The sequence below is a fragment of the Novosphingobium resinovorum genome (assembly GCF_027922145.1).
Lineage (GTDB): Bacteria > Pseudomonadota > Alphaproteobacteria > Sphingomonadales > Sphingomonadaceae > Novosphingobium > Novosphingobium resinovorum.
Window position 1 is genome coordinate 212,796 of record NZ_BSFC01000003.1, and the last position, 21,110, is coordinate 233,905.

General features: G+C 64.7%; 20 protein-coding genes. 4 read left to right on the forward strand and 16 right to left on the reverse strand.

What is annotated here, in order from left to right; translation table 11 throughout:
- Positions 1 to 110: 110 nt before the first annotated feature.
- The 6 genes from PKE80_RS02510 to PKE80_RS02535 form a co-directional block, all read right to left on the reverse strand.
- Entirely contained in the window at positions 111 to 1,406 is a 1,296-nt protein-coding gene (locus tag PKE80_RS02510; protein WP_271181139.1) for a type III PLP-dependent enzyme domain-containing protein, read from the reverse strand.
- Complete coding sequence (locus tag PKE80_RS02515) at positions 1,403 to 1,639, reverse strand: acyl carrier protein (RefSeq protein ID WP_008829747.1); 237 nt, start codon at positions 1,637 to 1,639, stop codon at positions 1,403 to 1,405. The genes PKE80_RS02510 and PKE80_RS02515 overlap by 4 nt, the downstream gene beginning before the upstream one ends.
- Positions 1,640 to 1,650: 11 nt before the next feature.
- The gene (locus PKE80_RS02520; protein WP_271181140.1) at positions 1,651 to 3,216 is read right to left on the reverse strand and encodes an AMP-binding protein; all 1,566 of its coding nucleotides are present in this window, start codon (positions 3,214 to 3,216) and stop codon (positions 1,651 to 1,653) included.
- Between the two features lie 8 nt (positions 3,217 to 3,224).
- On the reverse strand, positions 3,225 to 3,722 hold the full coding sequence (locus PKE80_RS02525) for a serine O-acetyltransferase (protein WP_271181141.1): 498 nt from the start codon (positions 3,720 to 3,722) through the stop codon (positions 3,225 to 3,227).
- 49 nt (positions 3,723 to 3,771) lie between these two features.
- Positions 3,772 to 4,806, reverse strand: a complete 1,035-nt coding sequence (locus PKE80_RS02530; RefSeq protein WP_271181142.1) for a glycosyltransferase 61 family protein — start codon at positions 4,804 to 4,806, stop codon at positions 3,772 to 3,774.
- 231 nt (positions 4,807 to 5,037) lie between these two features.
- Complete coding sequence (locus tag PKE80_RS02535) at positions 5,038 to 5,799, reverse strand: crotonase/enoyl-CoA hydratase family protein (protein ID WP_271181143.1); 762 nt, start codon at positions 5,797 to 5,799, stop codon at positions 5,038 to 5,040.
- Between the two features lie 156 nt (positions 5,800 to 5,955).
- Between PKE80_RS02535 and PKE80_RS02540 the strand changes: the two genes are divergently transcribed.
- Positions 5,956 to 7,179 carry an NADP-dependent isocitrate dehydrogenase gene (locus PKE80_RS02540; RefSeq protein ID WP_008829742.1) on the forward strand — a complete coding sequence of 408 codons (1,224 nt, stop codon included), beginning with the start codon at positions 5,956 to 5,958 and terminating at the stop codon, positions 7,177 to 7,179.
- Positions 7,180 to 7,281: 102 nt separating this feature from the next.
- On the opposite strand, the gene PKE80_RS02545 is transcribed toward PKE80_RS02540, so the two are convergent.
- Both PKE80_RS02545 and PKE80_RS02550 read right to left on the reverse strand, forming a co-directional pair.
- Positions 7,282 to 8,130 (reverse strand): TauD/TfdA dioxygenase family protein, encoded by an 849-nt coding sequence (locus PKE80_RS02545; protein WP_271181144.1) that lies wholly within the window; start codon positions 8,128 to 8,130, stop codon positions 7,282 to 7,284.
- Positions 8,131 to 8,272: 142 nt separating this feature from the next.
- Positions 8,273 to 8,854 carry a TetR/AcrR family transcriptional regulator gene (locus PKE80_RS02550; protein WP_271181145.1) on the reverse strand — a complete coding sequence of 194 codons (582 nt, stop codon included), beginning with the start codon at positions 8,852 to 8,854 and terminating at the stop codon, positions 8,273 to 8,275.
- A gap of 109 nt (positions 8,855 to 8,963) precedes the next feature.
- Here PKE80_RS02550 and PKE80_RS02555 point away from each other — a divergent pair, with 109 nt between their 5' ends.
- On the forward strand, positions 8,964 to 10,034 hold the full coding sequence (locus PKE80_RS02555; protein ID WP_271181146.1) for a PA0069 family radical SAM protein: 1,071 nt from the start codon (positions 8,964 to 8,966) through the stop codon (positions 10,032 to 10,034).
- Positions 10,035 to 10,058: 24 nt separating this feature from the next.
- Here the strand turns inward: PKE80_RS02555 and PKE80_RS02560 are convergent, their stop codons facing one another.
- Positions 10,059 to 10,406, reverse strand: a complete 348-nt coding sequence (locus PKE80_RS02560; protein WP_271181147.1) for a hypothetical protein — start codon at positions 10,404 to 10,406, stop codon at positions 10,059 to 10,061.
- Here PKE80_RS02560 and PKE80_RS02565 point away from each other — a divergent pair.
- Complete coding sequence (locus PKE80_RS02565) at positions 10,405 to 10,674, forward strand: hypothetical protein (protein WP_271181148.1); 270 nt, start codon at positions 10,405 to 10,407, stop codon at positions 10,672 to 10,674. The genes PKE80_RS02560 and PKE80_RS02565 overlap by 2 nt on opposite strands.
- Positions 10,675 to 10,715: 41 nt before the next feature.
- On the opposite strand, the gene dnaE is transcribed toward PKE80_RS02565, so the two are convergent.
- Positions 10,716 to 14,315, reverse strand: a complete 3,600-nt coding sequence (gene dnaE, locus PKE80_RS02570; RefSeq protein ID WP_271181149.1) for a DNA polymerase III subunit alpha — start codon at positions 14,313 to 14,315, stop codon at positions 10,716 to 10,718.
- A gap of 330 nt (positions 14,316 to 14,645) precedes the next feature.
- On the opposite strand from dnaE, the gene PKE80_RS02575 reads away from it, so the two are divergent.
- Positions 14,646 to 15,854 carry a GGDEF domain-containing protein gene (locus PKE80_RS02575; RefSeq protein ID WP_271181150.1) on the forward strand — a complete coding sequence of 403 codons (1,209 nt, stop codon included), beginning with the start codon at positions 14,646 to 14,648 and terminating at the stop codon, positions 15,852 to 15,854.
- On the opposite strand, the gene PKE80_RS02580 is transcribed toward PKE80_RS02575, so the two are convergent.
- From PKE80_RS02580 to PKE80_RS02605, 6 genes are all read right to left on the reverse strand, one after another.
- On the reverse strand, positions 15,851 to 17,242 hold the full coding sequence (locus PKE80_RS02580; RefSeq protein ID WP_271181151.1) for a carboxylesterase/lipase family protein: 1,392 nt from the start codon (positions 17,240 to 17,242) through the stop codon (positions 15,851 to 15,853). The two genes, PKE80_RS02575 and PKE80_RS02580, sit on opposite strands and share 4 nt — an antisense overlap.
- Before the next feature lie 119 nt (positions 17,243 to 17,361).
- Positions 17,362 to 17,868, reverse strand: a complete 507-nt coding sequence (locus tag PKE80_RS02585; protein WP_271181152.1) for a glutathione peroxidase — start codon at positions 17,866 to 17,868, stop codon at positions 17,362 to 17,364.
- Positions 17,869 to 17,877: 9 nt separating this feature from the next.
- A complete protein-coding gene (locus PKE80_RS02590; RefSeq protein WP_008829733.1) occupies positions 17,878 to 18,156 on the reverse strand; it encodes a hypothetical protein in 279 nt (92 codons plus the stop codon).
- Positions 18,157 to 18,311: 155 nt separating this feature from the next.
- The gene (locus PKE80_RS02595; RefSeq protein WP_271181153.1) at positions 18,312 to 18,995 is read right to left on the reverse strand and encodes an ABC transporter ATP-binding protein; all 684 of its coding nucleotides are present in this window, start codon (positions 18,993 to 18,995) and stop codon (positions 18,312 to 18,314) included.
- Positions 18,988 to 20,229 carry a lipoprotein-releasing ABC transporter permease subunit gene (locus PKE80_RS02600; RefSeq protein ID WP_271181154.1) on the reverse strand — a complete coding sequence of 414 codons (1,242 nt, stop codon included), beginning with the start codon at positions 20,227 to 20,229 and terminating at the stop codon, positions 18,988 to 18,990. Before PKE80_RS02600 ends, PKE80_RS02595 begins: the two co-directional genes overlap by 8 nt.
- A 387-nt stretch (positions 20,230 to 20,616) precedes the next feature.
- Positions 20,617 to 20,907 carry a hypothetical protein gene (locus PKE80_RS02605; protein WP_271181155.1) on the reverse strand — a complete coding sequence of 97 codons (291 nt, stop codon included), beginning with the start codon at positions 20,905 to 20,907 and terminating at the stop codon, positions 20,617 to 20,619.
- Positions 20,908 to 21,110 lie beyond the last annotated feature (203 nt).

The following is a 21,110-nucleotide window of genomic DNA, read 5'->3' on the forward strand; positions in this document are numbered from 1 at the left end:
AAGACATTTCTCCCCACCCGTCGTCATTGCGAGCGCAGCGAAGCAATCCAGGGCGGCTTATGCGACTCTGGATTGCTTCGCTGCGCTCGCAATGACGACTGGGTTGTCGCTCAGGCCGTGGCGAGAGCGCCCTGCCCCTCGGGAGACGGTTCGCCTGGCCAGGCCGTCGTCGCCTCGAAGAAGCGCGACACGTCATGCAGCGCGCCGTCGATCACCATCAGTTCGGCGGGCGGCGCATGGCCGATGAAGTGGATGGGGCTCGCCGTCAGGCCGTAGGCGCCGCTGTTGTGGATGGCGATCACGTCGCCTTCGCTCAAGCTCGCCAGCGTGACGCCACCGCCCAGCCGGTCGATCGAGGTGCACAGCGGGCCGGTCACGTCATAAATGCCGGTATCGCTGTCGATAGCGCTCTGGCCGCCAACGCGGTGCATCTTGTAGTTGCGGCGGATCACCATGCCGAAGTGCCCCGATGCGGGCAGGTGATTGTTCATGCCACCGTCGCAGATCGCGATCGACACGCCGCGCGACTGCTTCAGCGAGATGACGCGCACAAGGAAATAGCCTGCCTCGGCCACGAGGTAGCGGCCAAGTTCCAGCTTCAACCTGGCCCCGGCGAAGCGTGGGTCTTCTCGGAAACGGGCGATGTCGGGCAGGATCGCCGAAGCCACGGCGTCGAGCGGGAGCGGCGTGTCGCCGTCGTGATATGGAACGCCGAGCCCCGAGCCGAGCACGAGGCTCTCCGGCGTCAGGTCCACGGCTTCGCACAAATCCGTGAAGATCGAGAGGAAGCCGCGATAATTCTCGACGATCGCGTCAGGCTTCAGGCACTGGGTGCCCGAATAGATGTGCAGCCCGGCAAGGCGCAGGCCCGGCATCGCGACGATCTGCTCCAGCGCATCGCGCGCGTCGGGCAAGTCCACGCCGAACGGGCTCGGGCGCCCGGCCATCTGGTCGCCGAACCCGCGCGGGACGGAATCGGGCGCGATCCGCAGCAGCACCGGCTGGACACGGCCTGCGGCGCGGGCAACCTCGTCCGCAATTCCAGCTTCGCGCAAGGATTCGAGCACCAGCAGGCCGACCCCGCCGAGGACCGCCTCGCGAATCTCGAATTCGCGCTTGCCGGGGCCGGTGAAGCTCACGAGTGCCGGGGCCCACCCAGCCTGCAGCGCCAGCCGGAATTCGCCAATGGACGAGACATCCAGCAGGTCGACCCGCCCGACCATCCATTTCAGCAGTGCCGGGTTGGGGTTGCACTTGACCGCGAAGCTGAGCGCTAGCTGGTCGTCGAAGGCATGGCGGAGCGCGGCGATCCTCTCGGCGATGGCCTCGGTGAAGTACACGAAGGATGGAGTGCCGAACTGCTCGGCCGCCGCCGCCAGCCAGGTGTCGCGATCCGCCGCGTTCATACCCGTTCGCCAGCGAAGCGGGTGATGCGCGCGGGCGTGTCGAAGTTCTCCAGCGTTACCTCGTCGGCGCGAATCTCGATCCCGGCCTCCTGCTCGACGAAGGCAATGAGGGAGATCATCGCGATCGAATCGAGCATGCCGGACGAGAACAGGCAGGTGTCGGGATCGACGACCCCGTCGTAGCCGGAGATCGCCTGAAGGTTCTGGATGATCCTGTCGGTGGTGAGGGCCATGTGCATTACTCCTAGATCGAAAGTTGCGGTCGGTCGGCGGTCGGGGTGCTCAGGCGGACCACTTCGGGCCGGGCGAGCTTGCCGCTGGCCGTGCGCGGCATCGGCGCGTTCCAGACATGGATGGCGCGCGGCACCATGTAGGCGGGCATGACCTTGCGGCAGTAGGCCAGCAGCCCCTCGCGCGTGGCGCCGGGGGCGAGCGTGGCGGCGACCTGAACGCTCTGGCCGAGCAGGTCGTCGGCGACGCCGAAGACGACCACGTCGGCGGCCATGCCGCTGCGGTGGACGATGTCCTCGACCTCGTCGGGGCTGATGCGGAAGCCGCTGCTCTTGATCAGGGCATCGCGGCGCGAGACGAACCACAAGTCACCGTCCTCGTCCACGCGCACGATGTCGCCGCTGTAGACCACCGGCTCCTCGCCGATCAGCGCGGCGAGTTCGGGACAGGGCCTGATCTTCTCGGCCGTGGCGTCCGGGCGGTTCCAGTAGCCCTGGCTGACGAAGGCGCCTCGGTGGACGAGTTCGCCCTGCTCTCCCGGCCCGGCGATGCCGATGCCTTCGCGGATGACGTAGACCTCGTTTTCCGGCACCGCGCGGCCGATCGCACCCATCTTGGCGGAGAACTTCTCCGGCGGCAGATAGGTCGAGCGGAATGCCTCGGTCAGCCCGTACATCAGGTAGATGCGCGTGTCCGGGAGCAAGGCGGGCATCCGCTCCAGGATATTGAGCGGGATCTTGCCGCCTGAATTGGTGACCAGCCGCAGCGAGGGCAGCGCTTCGCCCGAGGCGTCGAGAAGGCGAATGAACTGGATCCACAACGGCGGCACCGCCGCGAAGCCGGTCACCGCGTGCTCACGGATGGCCCGGACGATCTCGGTCGCCATCGTCACGGGCTGATGCACCACCGTGCCGCCGACGAGCATCATCGTGGTGAGCTGGTTGAACCCGTAGTCGAAGCTGTAGGGCAGCACGCTGAGCAGCCTGTCGTCACCGCGCAGTTCGAGATAGGCTGTGACCGAACGCGCGCCGCTGACGATGTTCGCGTGCGTGAGCATCACGCCCTTTGGTCGGCCGGTCGAACCCGAGGTGTAGATGATCGCCGCCAAGTCTCCGTCATCGCACGACACCAGCGACTGGAGGGATACCTCGGGCAGACCGTCCCAGCTCTGCAGCCCCGTGACGGACGGCCCGCTCGCGACAAGCACGACCAGCGCATGACCCTGCGGAAGTGCCGCCGCCGCGCCGCCTTCCAGGATCGCCGCGCGGGCGCCGCTGTCATCGATGACGTAATGCAGCTGTTCGCCGGTCCAGACGGTGTTGACGTTGACGAAGACGCCGCCGATCCGGCTGACCGCCAGCATCGCCGCCACTTCGCGCATCCCCTTGCGGACCTGCACGACCACGCGGTCGCCGGGCTCGATGCCATCCGCCGCGAGGAAGGCCGCAACTCGATCGACTTCGGCGGCGACCTCGGCGTAAGTCCAACTCCGGCCGGGGTCTACGAGGAACGGTTTCGCGGCACGCTCGGGTAGGTTATGCGCGAACAGGTCGGATACGGTGCGAACCGCAATGCTCACCGGCGCACTCACAGCAGTGGCCCCAGGCGCGGGTAGATCCTTGCCGGCGAACCGACGCAGACCGAATCGGAAGGTACGTCGGTCGACACGGCGGTGTTGGCGCCGATGCGGACCCTGTCGCCGATGCGGATCTTGCCCAGGACCGTCGAATTGGTGCCGATGAATACGTCGTCGCCGATCGTCGGTACGCCCCGGTTCATGTTGGTGCCGATGGTGACGTTGTGCATCACACCCAGCCGGTCGCCGATCACGGCATCCGGGTGGATCGAGAGCGAACCTTCGTTATTGATGATGTGGAACGCATCGCCGATCGTGACCTGGGGCGGGATCCAGATCTTGGTGATGTTCGCAACGAACAGGTTCACGAAGCCGTAGGCCTTCGAGGCCAGCGTGCGCGCCAGTCTGTTGCGCCGCTGCAGAGCCCATCGACCGAAACGATAGACGCACAGCGAGATGAACGCCCCGTTCGTGACCGAACTGCCATGCCGCCGATAATCGTCGCGCATCGTCCGCCAGGCTGAAGGGCGCTGCACCCGCTGGCCATGTCCGGCAGCGTCAGACGAGATCGAGTGTTCGATCGATTTCGTCGATATCCGCGTGAAAAACATCGTCGCCTCCCGTAGCCACAACCATCGAATAGTCCTGCCCCTGCCGATCCGTGAGCAGCTTGAGCGCCACCACCGCTCGCGCCGGAGGCTGAATCACCAGCACCCGGGCCTTGGCCGGCATCATCACCAGACCATGAACGAGATGACTGCCCTCGACCCCGGCGACCACTTCCGCCCCGGCACATGAGTCAAGGATCTCTTCGAGGCTCGCCCCTGAAGGATCGAGCACACGGAAGCCGTGCCGTGTCGCCAGATGCTCAGCGACCTGCCGCTCGTTGTCGAGCACGCGCCGCGCACCGGTCATGCCGCGAAGAAGGAAGACGCCGCGGTGGCTGCAGGGTTCAGGGCCAACCAGTCGGCGGCGCAGATCGGTCGCGCGCTCACGCTTGTTGTCGTTGTTCGGCAGGTCGTCGAAGAGGATAAGTTCGTCGAACACCGTCGCCTGCGCGCGCGTGACCGCCATGCCCAGCCTTCGCTCGTAGTCGGGTTGGTGTCCTTTTGCTGGCGAGGTGGTCGTCGGTACGCCGGCACTTTCGGCCAGACGATACGTCAGGCAATCGTCGCTGAGCCAGTTGCCAAACCAGCGATTGCCGGTCCAGCTTTCGTAGAAAGCCGCGCGCCCGGTCGCGTGACCTACCATGCCCACGGGTCGCCGTCCGGCGCGGGGCCGCAAGTGCCGCGTTGCGGTTCCCGCGTAGAGCACGCCGTCCAGCAGCGATGCATCTCGAAAGGCATAGCCCATGGTCGGCCGCTGCGGAACATCGAAGCCGCCGTGAAAATCGCGCACCACTTCGGCCACGGTGGCGAATTCCGCTCCCCGGATGCGCTCGATCTGATTGGCCAGCATCAATGCCGGCCTCACGTGTACCGTACCGCCGGGCGCGATCTGCCACCGCTCGCTTGCGTGCGACACGACGTCGTCGGGCCTGTGCCCCAGAAGGCGCGACAACCCCTGAAGGGCTGGAAGGATGGAGGGGCGCATGTCGACCGACCTCCGCCGTCAACACGAACCTGCGCAAAGTACACGGCTCGCAATATTGAAACGAGGGAAACAGATCACGGGCAAGTCCTGTGCGGTATTTGTGAAATTCACACAGAAATACTTCCACAGCACCGGCAAGCTGCGTATCCGAACCCGGCGGAACAGAGTATCCCTTAGGCAAAGCCCCAAGTGGATTCGACCAGCCGCACCTGCGGAACGCGAATGCGCCTTCTACCGCCCCTTCCAGACCGGTGTGCGCTTCTCGGCAAAGGCCAGGGCGCCTTCTCTCGCGTCTTCCGACGTGAAGACATGCGCCACGTGCGCGTTCTGATATTCGTTGATCTGGTCGATCGGCCAGAGCCACGAGTCGCGCGTGATCCCCTTGGATGCCGCCACTGCCAGGGGTCCGTTGGCCGCGATCCGCTGAGCCAGTTCTCTCGCGGCGTCGATTGCAGGGCCATCGATAATGCGATTGATCAGGCCGAGTTCCAATGCCCTGTCAGCGTTGATCGGATCGCCGGTCAGCGCCAGTTCCATCGCCAGGGCGCGGGGCAACAGGCGAGGAAGTTGCACCAGGCCGCCTCCCGCCGCGACCAGCCCGCGCTTGACCTCAGGAATGCCGAAGCGTGCATTTTTGTTCGCGACGATGAGATCGCATGCAAGTGCGAGTTCGAAGCCGCCAGCCAGCGCCGGCCCATCGACCGCCGCGATGATCGGCTTGCCTGGCGTCCACGTGCAGATGCCGCCGAAGCCGCCGCGCTCGTCCACCGGCAGTTCGCCGTTCAGGAAACCCTTGAGGTCCATGCCTGCGCAGAAGCTGCCGCCCGCGCCCGTCAGGATCGCGCAGCGCAGGTGATCCGCCGATTCGAGCCGATCCATCGCCGCCGCGATTCCCGCCGCCGCCAACTTGGTCATCGCATTGCGCTGCTCGGGCCGGTTGATGGTGACCTCCAGCACGCCATCGCGTTCGGCCAGCAACACTTCCTCGCTCATCCTGCCCTCCTCTCCTGCACTTAGTGACAGGCACGGGGTCGAACCCGGCCTGCAAAGCCGCTGTCGGTGCTGTCACACCCCAGTCTCGGCCTTGCCATGGGGCGCAGCCGTGCCTAGAGACTGCCGCAATTCTCACCCCAGGGGAGTCCCTTTAGAATGGCAAAGATCAAGGTTGTGAACCCCGTCGTCGAAATGGACGGCGATGAAATGACCCGCATCATCTGGCAGTGGATCCGCGAGCGTCTGATCCTCCCCTACCTCGACATCGACCTCAAGTACTACGACCTCTCGGTCGAGAAGCGCGACGAGACCGGTGACCAGATCACCATCGACGCCGCCAACGCGACCAAGGAATTCGGCGTCGCCGTCAAGTGCGCCACCATCACCCCCGACGAAGCCCGCGTCGAGGAATTCAGCCTCAAGAAGATGTGGAAGTCGCCCAACGGCACGATCCGCAACATCCTCGGCGGCGTCGTCTTCCGCGAGCCCATCGTGATCTCGAACGTGCCCCGCCTGGTTCCGGGCTGGACCGACCCGATCGTCGTCGGCCGTCACGCCTTCGGTGACCAGTACAAGGCCACCGACACCCTGATCCCCGGCGCCGGCAAGCTGCGCCTGGTGTGGGACGGCGAAAACGGCGACAAGATCGACCTCGACGTGTTCGACTTCCCGGCTCCGGGCGTCGCCATGGCGATGTACAACCTCGACGAATCGATCCGCGACTTCGCGCGCGCCTCGTTCAACTACGGCCTCAACCTCGGCTGGCCGGTGTACCTGTCGACCAAGAACACGATCCTCAAGGCCTATGACGGCCGCTTCAAGGATCTGTTCCAGGAAGTGTTCGACAAGGAAGGCTTCGCCGAGAAGTTCGCCGCCGCCGGCATCATCTACGAGCACCGCCTGATCGACGACATGGTCGCCTCGGCGCTCAAGTGGTCGGGCAAGTTCGTCTGGGCGTGCAAGAACTACGACGGCGACGTGCAGTCGGACACCGTCGCACAGGGCTTCGGCTCGCTGGGCCTGATGACCTCGGTTCTGCTCTCGCCCGACGGCAAGACCGTCGAGGCCGAAGCCGCCCACGGCACCGTGACCCGTCACTACCGCCAGCACCAGCAGGGCAAGGCGACCTCGACCAACCCGATCGCGTCGATCTTCGCCTGGACCCGCGGCCTTGCCTATCGCGGCAAGTTCGACGGTACGCCGGACGTCGTGAAGTTCGCCGAGACCGTCGAGCGCATCTGCATCGAAACCGTCGAGAGCGGCAAGATGACCAAGGATCTCGCACTGCTGATCGGTCCGGACCAGAGCTGGATGACCACCGAGCAGTTCTTCGAGGCGATCGTCGAGAACCTCGAGACCGAAATGGCCACCTGGGCCTGATCCTTCGGTCGGTTCAATGAAAAAGCCCGCCCCCTCAGACGAGGCGGCGGGCTTTTTCTTTTGTTCCTCCCCGAGACACGCGCGGGGAGAAATCGTTCAGCGCTACTCCACCGCCCAGGGTTCCTCGCCCTCCAGCTTGGTGCGGTGCATCATGCGCCCGCACGTCGGGTCGTAAGCCTCCGCGCGGTGCATGGTGCCGGTGTTGTCCCAGATCACGAGATCGCCCACCGACCATTCGTGGCTATAGGTGAACTCCGGCCCCGTCGCCCATTCGCGCAGGCCATGGATGATCCGCGCGCTCTCCAGGTGGTCGACGCCCTGCACGTGATGGCAGGTGCAACCCAGCACCAGCGACTTGCGTCCCGAGGCGTGCTTCCACACCAGCGGCAGCACCTTCTCGCCGATCCCCTGCATGATCTTGAGCTTGGCTAGGCTCGGCTCCGGCTCGTAGTAGAACAGCGAGGCCCAGGGTCCATGGAGCACGCGCAAGTCGTCGTAATATGCCTTGTCCTCGTCGGACAGCGCGTCATAGGCGGCATAAGTATTCGAGAACCCGGTGTTGCCCGTGCCCTTCGGGCTCGGCACCTTGCACGAGAGCAGCGAGGCCAGGATCGGCACTTCGTTGCGGGTCCCGTCGATGTGCCAGTAGAGCGAACCCTTGAGGTATTCCGCGCTGGCCGGGTTTTCCTTCACGTCGAGCGTGATCTTGCTCGGCCCGCCGTCCGGCCCCTCGGGCGCGTATTCGCCGAGCGTCTTGGTGAAGGCGATCTGCTCCGCGTCATCGAAATTGATCTTCGGAAAGACCAGGATGCCGCGCGCCTCAAGCTCTTCGCGCAGTTGCGCGGCGAGTTCGCCGGAAAGCAGTTCTTCCTTCGAATTGAGAATGCGGCTGCCGATCTTCGGCTTGATGTGCTCAGCCTTCAGCTGAGCAGTGGTGGTGGCGACCGTCATGGCCTTGTCTCCCAGGAATGCCGTATGAGAACGCTGTTACCACGTTCTTCGCCCAGCATCCGAGAGAATCAAGCCGAGTTGCACACACCACCCCCTGCGGCACCCCAATCAGCGCCCGCGCGGTATGTGTCGGCATCGTGTCTCAGGCGGCCAGCTTGTCCAGCCAACCTTCTACGATACGGATCGCCTGGGCATGACCGGTCTTCACCCCCAGCCCCTGCTCCATCACCACCGCCCGTCCGATCCCGGCAAGAACGACGCTGAACCCCGCCGCATCGAAGCCATCGAGCCGGTCCAACCTGTCGCCGAGCAGGTGCTGCAGGATCGTGACCTGCCGCGCGCGCATTTCCTCGCTGTGCTGCGCCATGTAGTCACGCACCGCGGGACGATGGTTGGCGAGCGCCATGAACTCCAGCGCCATCGCCACCCTGCTGGTATCGATGAAGAATCCCCACAGCGCACGCAGCGGGTCGTCGGAAGCCAGCGCCTCCTCGATCATGCGGTCGCTCTGCGCCGCCCCTTGCCGCGAAACCTCCACCAGCAGGTCGTCGGTGGTAGGGAAATAGTAGTGCACCAGAGAGGGCTTGAGCCCTGCCCGGGCCGCCACGCGCCGCGTGCTGACGGCGGCATAGCCTTCGTCCCGGATCAACTGGTTGGTGGCCTCGACGATGACCGCCCGTGTCGCGGACGTCTCGGCTCCGACCCTGCGCGCTGCGCCTGCCATTAAATTCCCCTTTCACGCCCGCCTAAGGGTGCAGCGCAGCAAGATCAACCTGCGCTGGGACACGTAACGACAGATTGACTTTTGTTCCTATTTTGTTCAACCCACTACCATGGAAGCGATCAAGGGCAGAGGAGCGATCAGTGGCGCGGCGAGCGCGCGCTTCAACCTGCCTGCACGCGAAGCGGACGGTGACTGGCTCGACGCGGCAGAAACGGTCGACGGCCCTGCCCGCCACCCAGCGACCACCGTTACGGAGGAGCACCCGCGCTCGATCCTCTCTTTCAACAAGTCGCCCGATGTGCCGTTCGACCGTTCGATCAACGCTTACAGGGGGTGCGAGCATGGCTGCATCTACTGCTTCGCGCGGCCCACGCATGCTTATCACGATCTCTCGCCCGGCCTCGATTTCGAAACGAAACTGTTCGCTAAACCGACCGCTGCGAAGCTCTTGCGCGAAACGCTGGCAAAGCCCGGCTACAAGCCCGCGCCGATCGCGATGGGCACCAATACGGACCCCTACCAGCCGATCGAGACCCGCTATCACATCACGCGCGAGGTGCTGGAACTGTGCCTCGATGTGCGCCATCCAGTGACGATCACCACCAAGTCCGACCGCGTGCTGCGCGACCTCGACCTGCTGGAACGGCTTGCGACGCACAATCTCGTGCATGTGGGAATATCGGTGACCAGCCTCGACCCGGTGCTGTCGCAGAAACTTGAACCGCGTGCAGCCTCACCCGCCAAACGCATGGCAGCGCTCGGTCGACTGGTAGAGGCGGGCGTGCCGGCACATGTCTCGATCGCCCCGGTCATCCCGTCGATTACCGACAGTTTCATGGAAGCGATACTGGAGGATGCCGCCACGCGCGGTGTCCGGTCGGCCTCATGGATCGTGATCCGCCTGCCGCACGAAGTCGCTCCCTTGTTCCGTGAATGGCTCGACGCGCATTTTCCGCAGCGCGCCGGCAAGGTGATAGCGACGATCCGCTCGATCCGGGGCGGACGGGACAACGATCCGAATTTCGTTACCCGCATGAGGCCCGAGGGCGTCTGGGCCGACCTGTTCCGCCGCCGCTTCCGCGTGGCCGCCACGCGACTGGGCATCACAGGGCCGCATGTCGCACTGGATTGCACACGGTTCCGTCGCCCCTCTCTGGATGGGCAACTCTCGCTTTTGTAAGCAAGCACGATGGCGCTCTGGTGATTACGCAATCTCCGGCCCGGCCTGTCCTGCGCCATGGCCCATCCGATCCTTGTCGAACGCCGCGATGCGGGGGAGACGGTCGACAATGCCGATGGGCCTCAGGCTCACCAAATAAACGCCGAACCGCAATCTCGATGCCCGGTCACTGTCGGGTGTGGTGGGAGGCAAGATCGGCAGCAGGTCATGATGCTGATGCCCAAGGATTTCTCGGAAGGCGTCGCCGCTGTCGAGGGGAAACGCCCACCGCAGTATCCCGACCGCTGAAGACGTCCCGACAACTTGTCGGGCAACCTCCCCAAAAATTACGCGTTCCTCCTGCCAGCAACCAAAAGGACAGGAGTCCACCATGGCAGAAGAAACCGTTACCACCGAACACCCGGCAAACGCGGCGCCGGGTCAGACCACCATCATACGCGAAACACGCTCGACGGGCGGCGGCACCGGGATCGTGATGGCCCTCGTGCTGCTCGTCGCGATCGTCGGCGGCATCTACCTGTTCAGCCAGAACAGCGAGACCGCCAAGGACAACGCCATCGCCGAAGCTGCCAACGACGTCGGCAATGCCGCCACCAAGGTCGGCGATGCTGCCCAGGACGCGGTCAAGACTGACAAGTAATCAGGCAGTATCCGGCGCGAAGGCAGCCCCGCGCCGGGGGATCAGGCGGCCATGGCAACCCGCTCAGGTCCGCGCTTGGCCGTCAGCGAGACGTTCGTTATCCCCTGCACACTCTGAAGGTGCTCGGCGAATTCGCCGTCGAGCGCGAAGTCACGGCCGAGCCGCACTTTCTGCGTGCGCCCGTCTCCGAGGTGGAGCGTTGCGATCACCTCCCCCGCTCCGCGCGCACCGGGACGCATCAGCAGCGCCAGCTCCTGCACCGCCTCGACCCGATCGATGTCGAGCTTGAGCACCATGCGAGCGTCGGCCTTCACTTCGTTCAGAGGCCTGCCGCCACGTACGGTGACGCGCGGGGGTTCGTCCGGACTGGGCGAATCAAGTTCGACATTGAGGAGGATGCAGGCACCTTCCTTGGCCCATTTCACGAAGTTCTCGACCAGGCTCTCCTCGAAACACGAAGCCGAGAAATTGCCTGACGAATCCGAGAAGTCGGCCATCACGAAGTCCTTGCCCTTGCGGGTCTTGCGCTTCTGGACGCCCTCCACCATCGCCGCCATCACCGCGCCGGTGCGGCCTCCTCCGCCGCCGGCCATGAGGCTGGAGTACGTCCGCGCACCGTTGGCAGAGGCGACCGCGCGATACTGCTCCACCGGATGTGCGGCGAAGTAGAAGCCGAACGTCTCGCGCTCCTTGGCCATGTGCTCGGCACGGTCCCACTTGTCTGCTTCGACAAGACGAAGGGCCTGCTCGACGTGATCGTCTCCGCCGAACAGCCCGTGCTGGCTGGAATTACGCTCACGCGAGGAACGGTCTGCCTCGGCGAGCAGGGTATCGGCATTGGCGAGCACTTTGGCGCGGTTCGGCTCCAGCGCATCGAACGCACCCGCTGCCGCCAGGCTTTCCAGCTGGCGGCGGTTCATCGATCCGGCAGGCGCGCGGCGGAACACGTCGTCGAGATCGACGAACGGCCCGTTCGCCTCGCGCTCGGCGACGATGGCGTCCATCGCCTTTTCGCCGACGTTGCGGATACCCGCCAGCGCATAGCGCACTGCGTGGCTTTCGGCCGTCTCCTCGACGATGAATTCGGCCTCCGAGCGGTTGATGTCGGGCGCGGCGAGTTCGATGCCGTTGCGTCGCGCGTCGTCCACGAATATCGCGAGCTTTTCCGACTGGTGCATGTCGAAGCACATCGCTGCGGCATAGAATTCGTGCGGGTAATGGGCCTTGAACCACGCCGTATGATATGCCAGCAGCGCGTAGGCGGCTGCGTGCGACTTGTTGAAGCCGTAACCGGCGAATTTGTCGATCAAGTCGAACAGTTCGTTGGCCTTGGCGGCGTCGATTCCCGAGACTTCCTTGCAGCCGTCGACGAAGCGCTGGCGCTGCTTGTCCATTTCCGCCTGGACCTTCTTGCCCATCGCGCGCCGCAGAAGGTCGGCGTCACCGAGCGAGTAGCCCGCCAGGATCTGCGCGGCCTGCATGACCTGTTCCTGGTAGACGAAGATGCCGTAAGTCTCGCCCAGGATGCCCGCCAGCTTGTCGTGCGGATACTCGATCGGTGCGAGGCCGTTCTTGCGCTGGCCGAACAGCGGGATGTTGTCCATCGGGCCGGGGCGATAGAGCGAAACGAGCGCGATGATGTCGCCGAAGTTGGTCGGCTTCACCGCCGCCAGCGTGCGGCGCATGCCTTCCGATTCGAGCTGGAACACGCCCACCGTATCGCCGCGCTTGAGCAGTTCGTAAACGCCCGGATCATCCCACGCGAGCGTCGACAGGTTGATCGTGATGCCACGTCGTTCGAGAAGGTCGCACGCCTTGCGCAGCACCGACAGCGTCTTGAGGCCGAGGAAGTCGAACTTCACGAGTCCGGTATCCTCGACATATTTCATGTCGAACTGGGTCACCGGCATGTCGGAACGCGGGTCGCGGTAGAGTGGCACCAGCTGCGCCAGCGGGCGATCACCGATCACCACGCCCGCCGCGTGGGTGGACGAGTTGCGCGGCAGACCCTCAAGCTGGACCGCGAGATCTACCAGACGGCGCACTTCGCGGTCGTTGTCGTACTCGCGCTTGAACTCCGCGACCGGCGGGTCTTTGGTGACGCCGTGCGCCTTGCGCCCCTGGATCGTCTCGGTCAGCGTCCACGGATCGGTCGGATGGTTGGGCACCATCTTGCACAGCGAATCGACGCGGCCATAGCCCATCTGCAGGATGCGGCCACAGTCGCGCAGCACCGCGCGGGCCTTCATCTTGCCGAAGGTAATGATCTGCGCGACGTGATCGTGCCCGTACTTCTTTTGGACGTAGCGGATCACCTCGCCGCGCCGGGTTTCGCAGAAGTCGATGTCGAAGTCCGGCATCGAGACGCGCTCGGGGTTGAGGAAGCGTTCGAACAGCAGGCCGAGCTTGAGCGGATCGAGGCCGGTAATGGTCAACGCCCATGCCACCAGCGAGCCTGCACCCGAACCACGGCCGGGACCCACCGGGATGCCGTTCTCGTTCGACCATTTGATAAAGTCGGCAACGATCAGGAAGTAGCCAGGGAACCCCATCCCGACGATGATGCCGACCTCGAAATCGAGACGATCCGCGTATTCGAGAAAGTCTTCGGTGACGCCCTTTTCACGCAGGGCTTCATATGCGGCGCGGCGTTCGTCGCCCTTCAGCGCCATCGCCTCGTCGAGTTCCTGCTCGGTCACTTCTGGCCAGTATGGCGCGAGGCGCGCCGCAAGACCACGGCGCGAGTCGTCCGCCAGCATGCGTGCCTCGCCTTCGCGATCGCCGGCGAGGCTCGGCAGCAACGGCTTGCGCTTTGGCGGTATGTACGCGCAGCGCTGCGCGACGACGAGCGTGTTTGCCAGCGCCTCGGGCAGGTCGGAAAACAGCTCCGCCATCTCGGCGGCCGGCTTCACCCAGCGCTCGGACGAGGAACGCGGACGGTCCGCCGCATCAACTTGCGTCGAGTTGGCGATGCACAGCATCGCGTCATGGGCCGCGTGGAAGGTCTTCTCGGCAAACTGCGCTGGGTTGGTGCCAACGAGCGGAATATCGCGCTGGTAGGCGAGCGCGATCAGGTCTTCCTCGCTCTCGTCCTCCTCAGGTTCGCCGGTCCGGGTGATCTCGATGTAGAGGCGGTCGCCGAACAGCGACTGGAGGGTGTCGCAGTAGCTTTCTGCTTGCTCGTGGCGGCCGGCCGCATAAAGCCGTGCAAGTGCGCCCTCGTTGCCGCCAGTGAGGCAGATCAGGCCGTCGGTATAGCCGCGCAGCGAGTCCAGCTCGACGTTGGGGTCCATCTCCAGCGGTCGGTCGAGGTGCGCGCGGCTGACGTGGTGGCACAGGTTAAGCCAGCCCGCCTCGTTCTGCGCGAAGAGTGCGATCCAGTCGATCGGGCGCTCCTGCCCCTGCGCCACAGCTCCGGGCCGGGCGATGGCGAGGAAAGTGCCGACGATAGGCTGTACGCCCATGCTCTTGGCAGCACCCGCGTAGATCGGGGCAGCATAAAGGCCGTTGCGATCGCACAATCCGGCAGCGGGAAACTTGCGCTCCTTGGCCAGCTTGGCGATCGCCTTCGGGTCGATCGCGCCATCCAGCATGGTGAAGCTGGAGAAGATGCGAAGCGGTACGAACGAAGCATGCGGCATCCGCTAAATCTATGCACTGCCCCCCGCCGCAATCAAGGCTGTGACATGACAAGGCAGGGGATACATGGAGGCATGGTTAACCAGAGGCGATCGATGGCGGCCCTTGCGACGATCGAAAGTCCGCGAGCACGTAATCTGCACCCTCAGGAAACTCCCGCTCAAGCAATGATTTGCGACGCGACGCTCTTGCCTCGCACAAACACTAAGCGTTAACGACACCCCTCTATGCGTCTACGTGCACATCCGGATGGGCCGGATGTGATTCGCATCCTCGAACGGACCTGCTGATGACCGATCTGCCGCATCCGTTTCGAAAGTGCTGCTGACCGGATGCCGGACATCACCACCATCGCCGCGTGCAGCACTGCGCTCGGTGCTATCATGTGCATCGCGATCCTGTTGTCCTGGTTCAAGGACGGTCGCCCGACACAGCGGCGCTGGCAGTTCGCCCCGTTCGGCATTGCGGTGCCAGCCGGTATCCTGCTGACGTATCCGGAAATCCTGCCGGGACCGCTGGGCCTGAGGCTCGGCTGGTTTGCGCTGACCGTCGTATACGGCTCTGCCTGGCTGGCCGCACGAGTGACGGGAGGGCGCCGCCCTCGCCCGCTGCTGATGCTGCTGCCGTGCGTGGCGGTGCTGCTGTTCTCGGCGACTATCGGCGCCGACGATGCGATCTCGGAACTGCGCATGTTGCCGCGCGTGCTGCTCTTTGCGTTGTTCGACGGGCTGGCCGCGCGCGAATTCATGCGGATGCGCCAGCCGCAGTTGCAGTCGGCCACGACGCTCTATTGGATCTTCGCGGTTTTCTGCGTGTTCGAACTGCTGCGCGCGCCATTCTCGCTCTCACTCCCCGCGCCTTTCGGGCCGAAGGAAACGCAAGTCTGGTCGATCGCGCTGTTCAACTTCCTGATCGTGCTGCAAGGGCTGCTGCTCGGCGTGTTCCTGACGGCGCTGGGGCGTGAGCAGCTAGCGGCGCAGCACTATCGTCTCGCCTCTATCGACCCGCTGACCGGGATCGGCAATCGCCGCGCGCTGGACGATCGCATGGAGGCGCTCGCCCGCACGCCTCGGGCAGAAGGAAGCACCGCAGTAGCAGTGCTCGATATCGACCACTTCAAGGCGATCAACGACGGGCTCGGCCACGGTTTCGGCGACATGGTGATCGTCGGCGCCGCCATGGTCGCGCGCGAGACCCTCGGCGCCGGAAACGTGTTCCGCGTCGGTGGGGAGGAGTTCGCCGCCATCATCCAGGCCCGCACGCCAGAGGCGATCATGGCCCGCGCCGAAGCGATGCGTATCGCCTTCGAGGCACGCAGTCACGTCAGCGGTGGCGAAACGCGCCGCTGCACCATCAGCGTCGGCGTGGCCATGCTCGAACCCGGCGACGATCATGCGGCGCGGTTCACCGATGCCGACGAAGCGCTCTATGCGGCCAAGCGCCTCGGCCGCAACCAGACGGTCATGGCCGAGCCGGGTGAACGCAAGGACACGGCGCCGATCGACTTTCGCGCTGCCGCCGGACGCCGCGCCTCCGCCTAGCGTACCGTCAGCGGATCGCGGCCCACGCGCGCCTCGCCATCGACGGCGAAGTCCATGATCACGTCCCGGGCCGGATCATAGCGCGGCCAGTTCGGACGCTTGCCGCCGTTGGGATTTCCCGTCGTCGCAAAGGCGACTAGCGTATCGCTGATCATGTTCCCGATAGCATCGTCGCGGGCGGTCGTCGCGTCACCATACTTGATCGCCTGGGTGTCGAAGAAGAACGGTATGTCGCTCGCGTGCCCCGCCCCCGGCTTTCCAACCGAAGAGGCGACATAGGAGAAGCGATAGGCGTAGACCGGCACGCCCGACTGCGAGAGCGTGCGCGCGACATCACGGGCACCCTTGATCATGAAGCCGTCCGGGCCGCCCATGTCGGCGCTGGTGGCCCCGACCATCACCGGAACCTTGGCGAACTTGCCGGCAGCATAAGCCTTGGCCACGTCGACGGCGATGCGCCCGTCGACGAAAGGCGAGGAGAACGGCGGGCGCTTCGCCGCGAACAGCGCCTCGAGATTTAGGCCATCGACCACCTGCTCCGCCGGCAGCGCGCGCAGTTTCACGAGCGCCTGGGGATCATCCTCGGCGATGCCCTTGGTCGCGGCGAAGGCGGCCCCGGTCTTTTCGGCTTCGGCCAGACCTCCCGCACCGAGCGCCGTGCCGTCACCGCCGGACATGGCGACGGCCCGCGCGAACAGGCCCTGCGTCATCGGCGAGGTCATCAGCATGTGCACCGACATGCCGCCCGCACTTTCGCCGATGAGGGTCACGTTGTCAGGATCGCCACCGAAGGCCGCGATGTTGTCACGCACCCACTTGAGCGCCGCCACCTGATCGAGAGTGCCGTAATTGCCCAGCAATCCCCCGTCCGCATCCGCCTTGCTCAATTGCGGATGAGCGAAAGTGCCGAAGCGGCCGACCCGGTAATTGAAACTCACCACCATTACGCCTTTCCGCGCCAGTTCCGCGCCCGAGTACGTGGGGGGTGAGGAACCACCGTTCACGAAACCGCCGCCGTAGATCCAGAACACCACAGGCAGCTTCGCTTTGGCGCCTTCCGGCTTCCAGACGTTAAGGTAGAGGCAGTCCTCGGCCGGCGGGGTGCCGAGCGGCGCGGCGTCGCTGGGGAACGGCTTCTGCATGCAGTCATGGCCATAGGCGGTCGCCGGGCGCACGCCCGTCCACGCCGCGACCGGTTGCGGCGCGCGCCAGCGCAGATCGCCCACCGGCGGCGCGGCAAAGGGAATCCCCTTCCAGCTGACCACACCCTTGCTCACTTCTCCCCGGACCTCGCCGCTGCGCGTGACCGCCACAGGATCGGCGACGGCAACCGGTGAACAGGCGGTGGTGGCAAAGAGAATGGCCGAGAGAAAAATGGGCTCTTTCAAGAAGGTCTCCTGACGTCGTTGTCCCGGACTTGATCCGGGACCGCTGGCCGTGAACGTCCCCACCTTTCGGCAAGGCGCACGGCGCACGCTGCGGACTAAAGACCGCCAGCGGTCCCGGATCAAGTCCGGGACGACGACAGCAGCCTGGAGATGGCCTGCTCAAGCGCAGCGGGCTTGTCGGTCGGCGCATAGCGGCGCACTACCTTGCCTTCGCGGTCGATGAGGAACTTGGTGAAGTTCCACTTGATCGATTTCGAGCCCAGCAGTCCCGGCGCCTCGGCCTTGAGCCAGTCGTAAAGCGGCACAGTGTCTGGCCCATTGACCTCGACCTTGCCCATCAGCGGGAAGGAAAGGCCGAAGTTCACCTCGCAAAAGGCTGCGATCTCGTCGGCATCCCCCGGCTCCTGCCCGCCGAACTGGTTGCAGGGGAAAGCGATGATCTCGAACCCCTGCTCGCGGTACTTGCGCCAGAGTTCCTCCAGCCCCTTGTACTGCGGGGTGAAGCCGCACTTGCTGGCGGTGTTGACCACCAGCACCACCTTGCCCAGCCGGTCGGCGAGGCTGATCGTCTCGCCATTGGGCAATGTCGCGTTGAAATCCGCAATGGTGCGAGGGTCTGTACTCACCGATAGCGCTCAGGAAGCCGGGAAATCGGCGCGCCGCGAGAGGTGCCGAATCTCCCCGATGCGCATCGTGTGGTCGCCGTCCTTCTCGATCGCATAGTCGTCCTGCTTCGCCTCGGGCAGTCCCATCACGAAGGCGACCAGTTCCGCCACGGTGCCGCGGCGGATCGTCTTGAAGTTGTGGAACAGCCCGCCGCCGTCCTCGCACTTGTGCAGTTCGGCCGTGTCGTCCCAGCCGAAGCTCCGAGGCGGAGTGCTGCCGGCTGCGATAGTGGACGGGATGTCGCTCATTGGCGGGTTCCTTTCTTATCGCCTGGATTAAGCAATGTGGGAAAGGAAAACCGCGAGTTCAACGGCGGTTCCGGCGAAGAATCAGGAACCTGAGATTGCCCACCCCTGCCCCTCCCGTCAGCGGGAGGGGCATGAGAGAACTGCGCTTGCGCCGCTCAGGTCAGCACCCCGTCATGCAGTCGCACCACCCGGTCCATCGCCGCCGCCAGCCGCTCGTTGTGCGTGGCGACGAGCGCGGCGCTGCCCTCTCCGCGCACTAGCGCGAGGAACTGGGCGAAGACCTTGTCCGCCGTCGCCTCGTCGAGATTGCCGGTGGGTTCGTCGGCCAGCACCATGTGCGGGCGGTTGGCCAGCGCGCGGGCCACGGCGACGCGCTGCTGCTCGCCGCCCGAGAGCTTGCTCGGACGATGCTCCAGCCTTGCGCCGAGGCCAAGCGCAGTGAGCAGTTCGGTCGCTCTCGCATCGCACTCGGAGCGCGGCTTTCCGGTGATCAGCTGGGGCAGCACGACGTTCTCGATCGCGTTGAAGTCGGGCAGCAGATGGTGGAACTGATAGACGAAACCGATGTGATCGCGACGCACCGCCGCGCGCTGGTCCTTGCCCAGCTTGCTGGCGTCGATCCCGGCGATCTCGATCTTGCCGCCGAAGCCGCCTTCGAGCAGGCCGATCGCCTGCAGCATCGTCGACTTGCCCGATCCCGAGGGACCGAGCAACGCGACGATCTCTCCGGGACGGACCTGCAGGTTCACGCCGCGCAGGACGTCGATCTTCACCCCGCCCTGCTCGAAGCTGCGGGTCACGTCGGTCAGGCGGACGACAGGGTCAACGATATCATTCATAGCGCAGCACCTGCACGGGATCGGTGCTCGCCGCCTTGTAGGCGGGGTAGAGCGTGGCAAGGAAGCTGAACACCAGCGCCATGATGCAGATCGTGGCGATCTCCACCGGGTCGGAGCGCGCAGGCAGCTCGGTCAGGAAGCGGATCGAGGGGTCCCACAGGTTCTGGCCCGTCAGGATCTCCACCAGATGCACGATCGGCTGGCGGAAATAGAGGAAGATGAAGCCGATGATCACACCCGCCACGGTGCCCATCGCGCCGATGCAGAAGCCCGCCGTGACGAAGACCTTGAGCAGCGAGTGCCGCGTCGCCCCCATCGTGCGCAGGATCGCGATGTCGCGTGTCTTGGCGCGCACCAGCATGATCAGCGAGGAGAGGATGTTGAACACCGCCACCAGCACGATGATCGACAGGATCACGAACATCGCCACCCGCTCCACCGCCAGCGCCTCGAACAAGGAGGCGTTGATGGTGCGCCAGTCGGTGACGACTGCGCGACCCGAGAGCTGGCGCGTCAGCGGCGCGAGTATCTCACCCACCCGGTCGGGGTTGTTGGTGGTGACCTCGATCATGCCGATCTGGTCGCCGGTCAGCAGCAGCGTCTGCGCGTCCTTCATCGGCATGACCACGAAGGCGTTGTCGTAGTCGTAGACGCCGATCTCGAAGATCGCCGCGATGCGGTAGGCGATCTGGCGCGGCACCGTGCCGAAGGGCGTCGAGCGGCCCGCCGGGTTGATAATGGTGATCACGTCGCCCACTTGCGCGCCTAGGTTCTGCGCCAGCTGCTTGCCGATCGCGACGTTGTCGGACCCGGTCTTCAGTTCGGGGAGATTGCCCGCCTTCACCTTGTCGGCAAGGCGGTTGATGTCCTCGCCGGTGTTGCCGCGCACCAGGATAGCCTCGACCCGGCCATTGAAGCTGGCCAGCAGCGGCTGCTCGATCAGCGGCGAGGCGCGGGTGACGCCGGGCGTCCCCCGCACGTCCTCAAGGACGCTCTGCCAGTTGTCGAGGCGGCCGCCGTAAGCCTGGATGATGGCGTGGCCGTTGAGGTTGACGATCTTGTCGAACAGTTCGGCGCGGAAACCGTTCATCACGCTCATGACGATGACCAGCGCGGCCACGCCGAGCATGACCGCGACGAGGCTGATGCCGGCGACGAGAGCGATGAAGCGCTCGCCTTTTCCGGGCAGCATGTAGCGCTTGGCGATCGTCCATTCGAAGGGGGATAGGATCAAGCGAGGGGGTCCGTCTTGAAAAGGTGAAGAGGCATTAGGATGCGCAGGCGGTGCTGGCAAGCTGCGGGCGGGCGGATGGTTCCCGAGGGGGTGGTACGAATGCGGGAGGTCTGCAGGGTTTACACTGTCTGATGGGTGAACCGTTGATGCCTGACCGCCGGTGAAGGGCGGATTTTCGTGGGTTTTAAGCGCAGCGCGAGCTGATCGGTGTGACCTTACGAATGCGATGTGTCACCTTGTGGGGCAAAGGTGTAACCTTGTGGTGTAAACTTGTGCGGTCTGCGGTGATCGGACTGGGTATGGGTGTAATGTACCGGACCCGGCCGCGTGTAGGAAAGCGGACCGTCGGCAAGCGCCCCTTGTCGGACGTTCGGATGAGCCGCACAATTATTGCTTCGGTCGCCACCATGCGAACGCGAGCACCATGCCCCCGCTGAGAAATGCAGTGATACCAATCCATCCCGCAACAAACGGCAGGGGCGGCGCACAGTAGTCAAAGCAAACTTGATTTGGGCCAACAATCGGCTTCAGCCCAAAAAGGTCGGTGAAATGATCCCAGTACTCTCCGCCCATGACGGCTGCGGTGAGGTAGAGACGAATGATCCATGCCTGAATGACCCCAGCGATTAGGGCAACAATGAATAGGACCAACGCGATCATGAGCCGTCCGTCACGCATCACCACGTCCTCCTTTTGATTTTCTGAACGAGGCTATGTCTTTCGGCGTCGGCTTTCCACCCGTTTTCGCCATTCCGGGCGGCGAGCGCTGCGCTCTATAGCCGTCCGTCCGGTGCTCGCCGCGCGCGAAGAAATGCAGCCTGACCGGACACGCACCAAAACGGCCCTTCCTTGACAGATGGCTAGCTTACGATGCAGCCTTT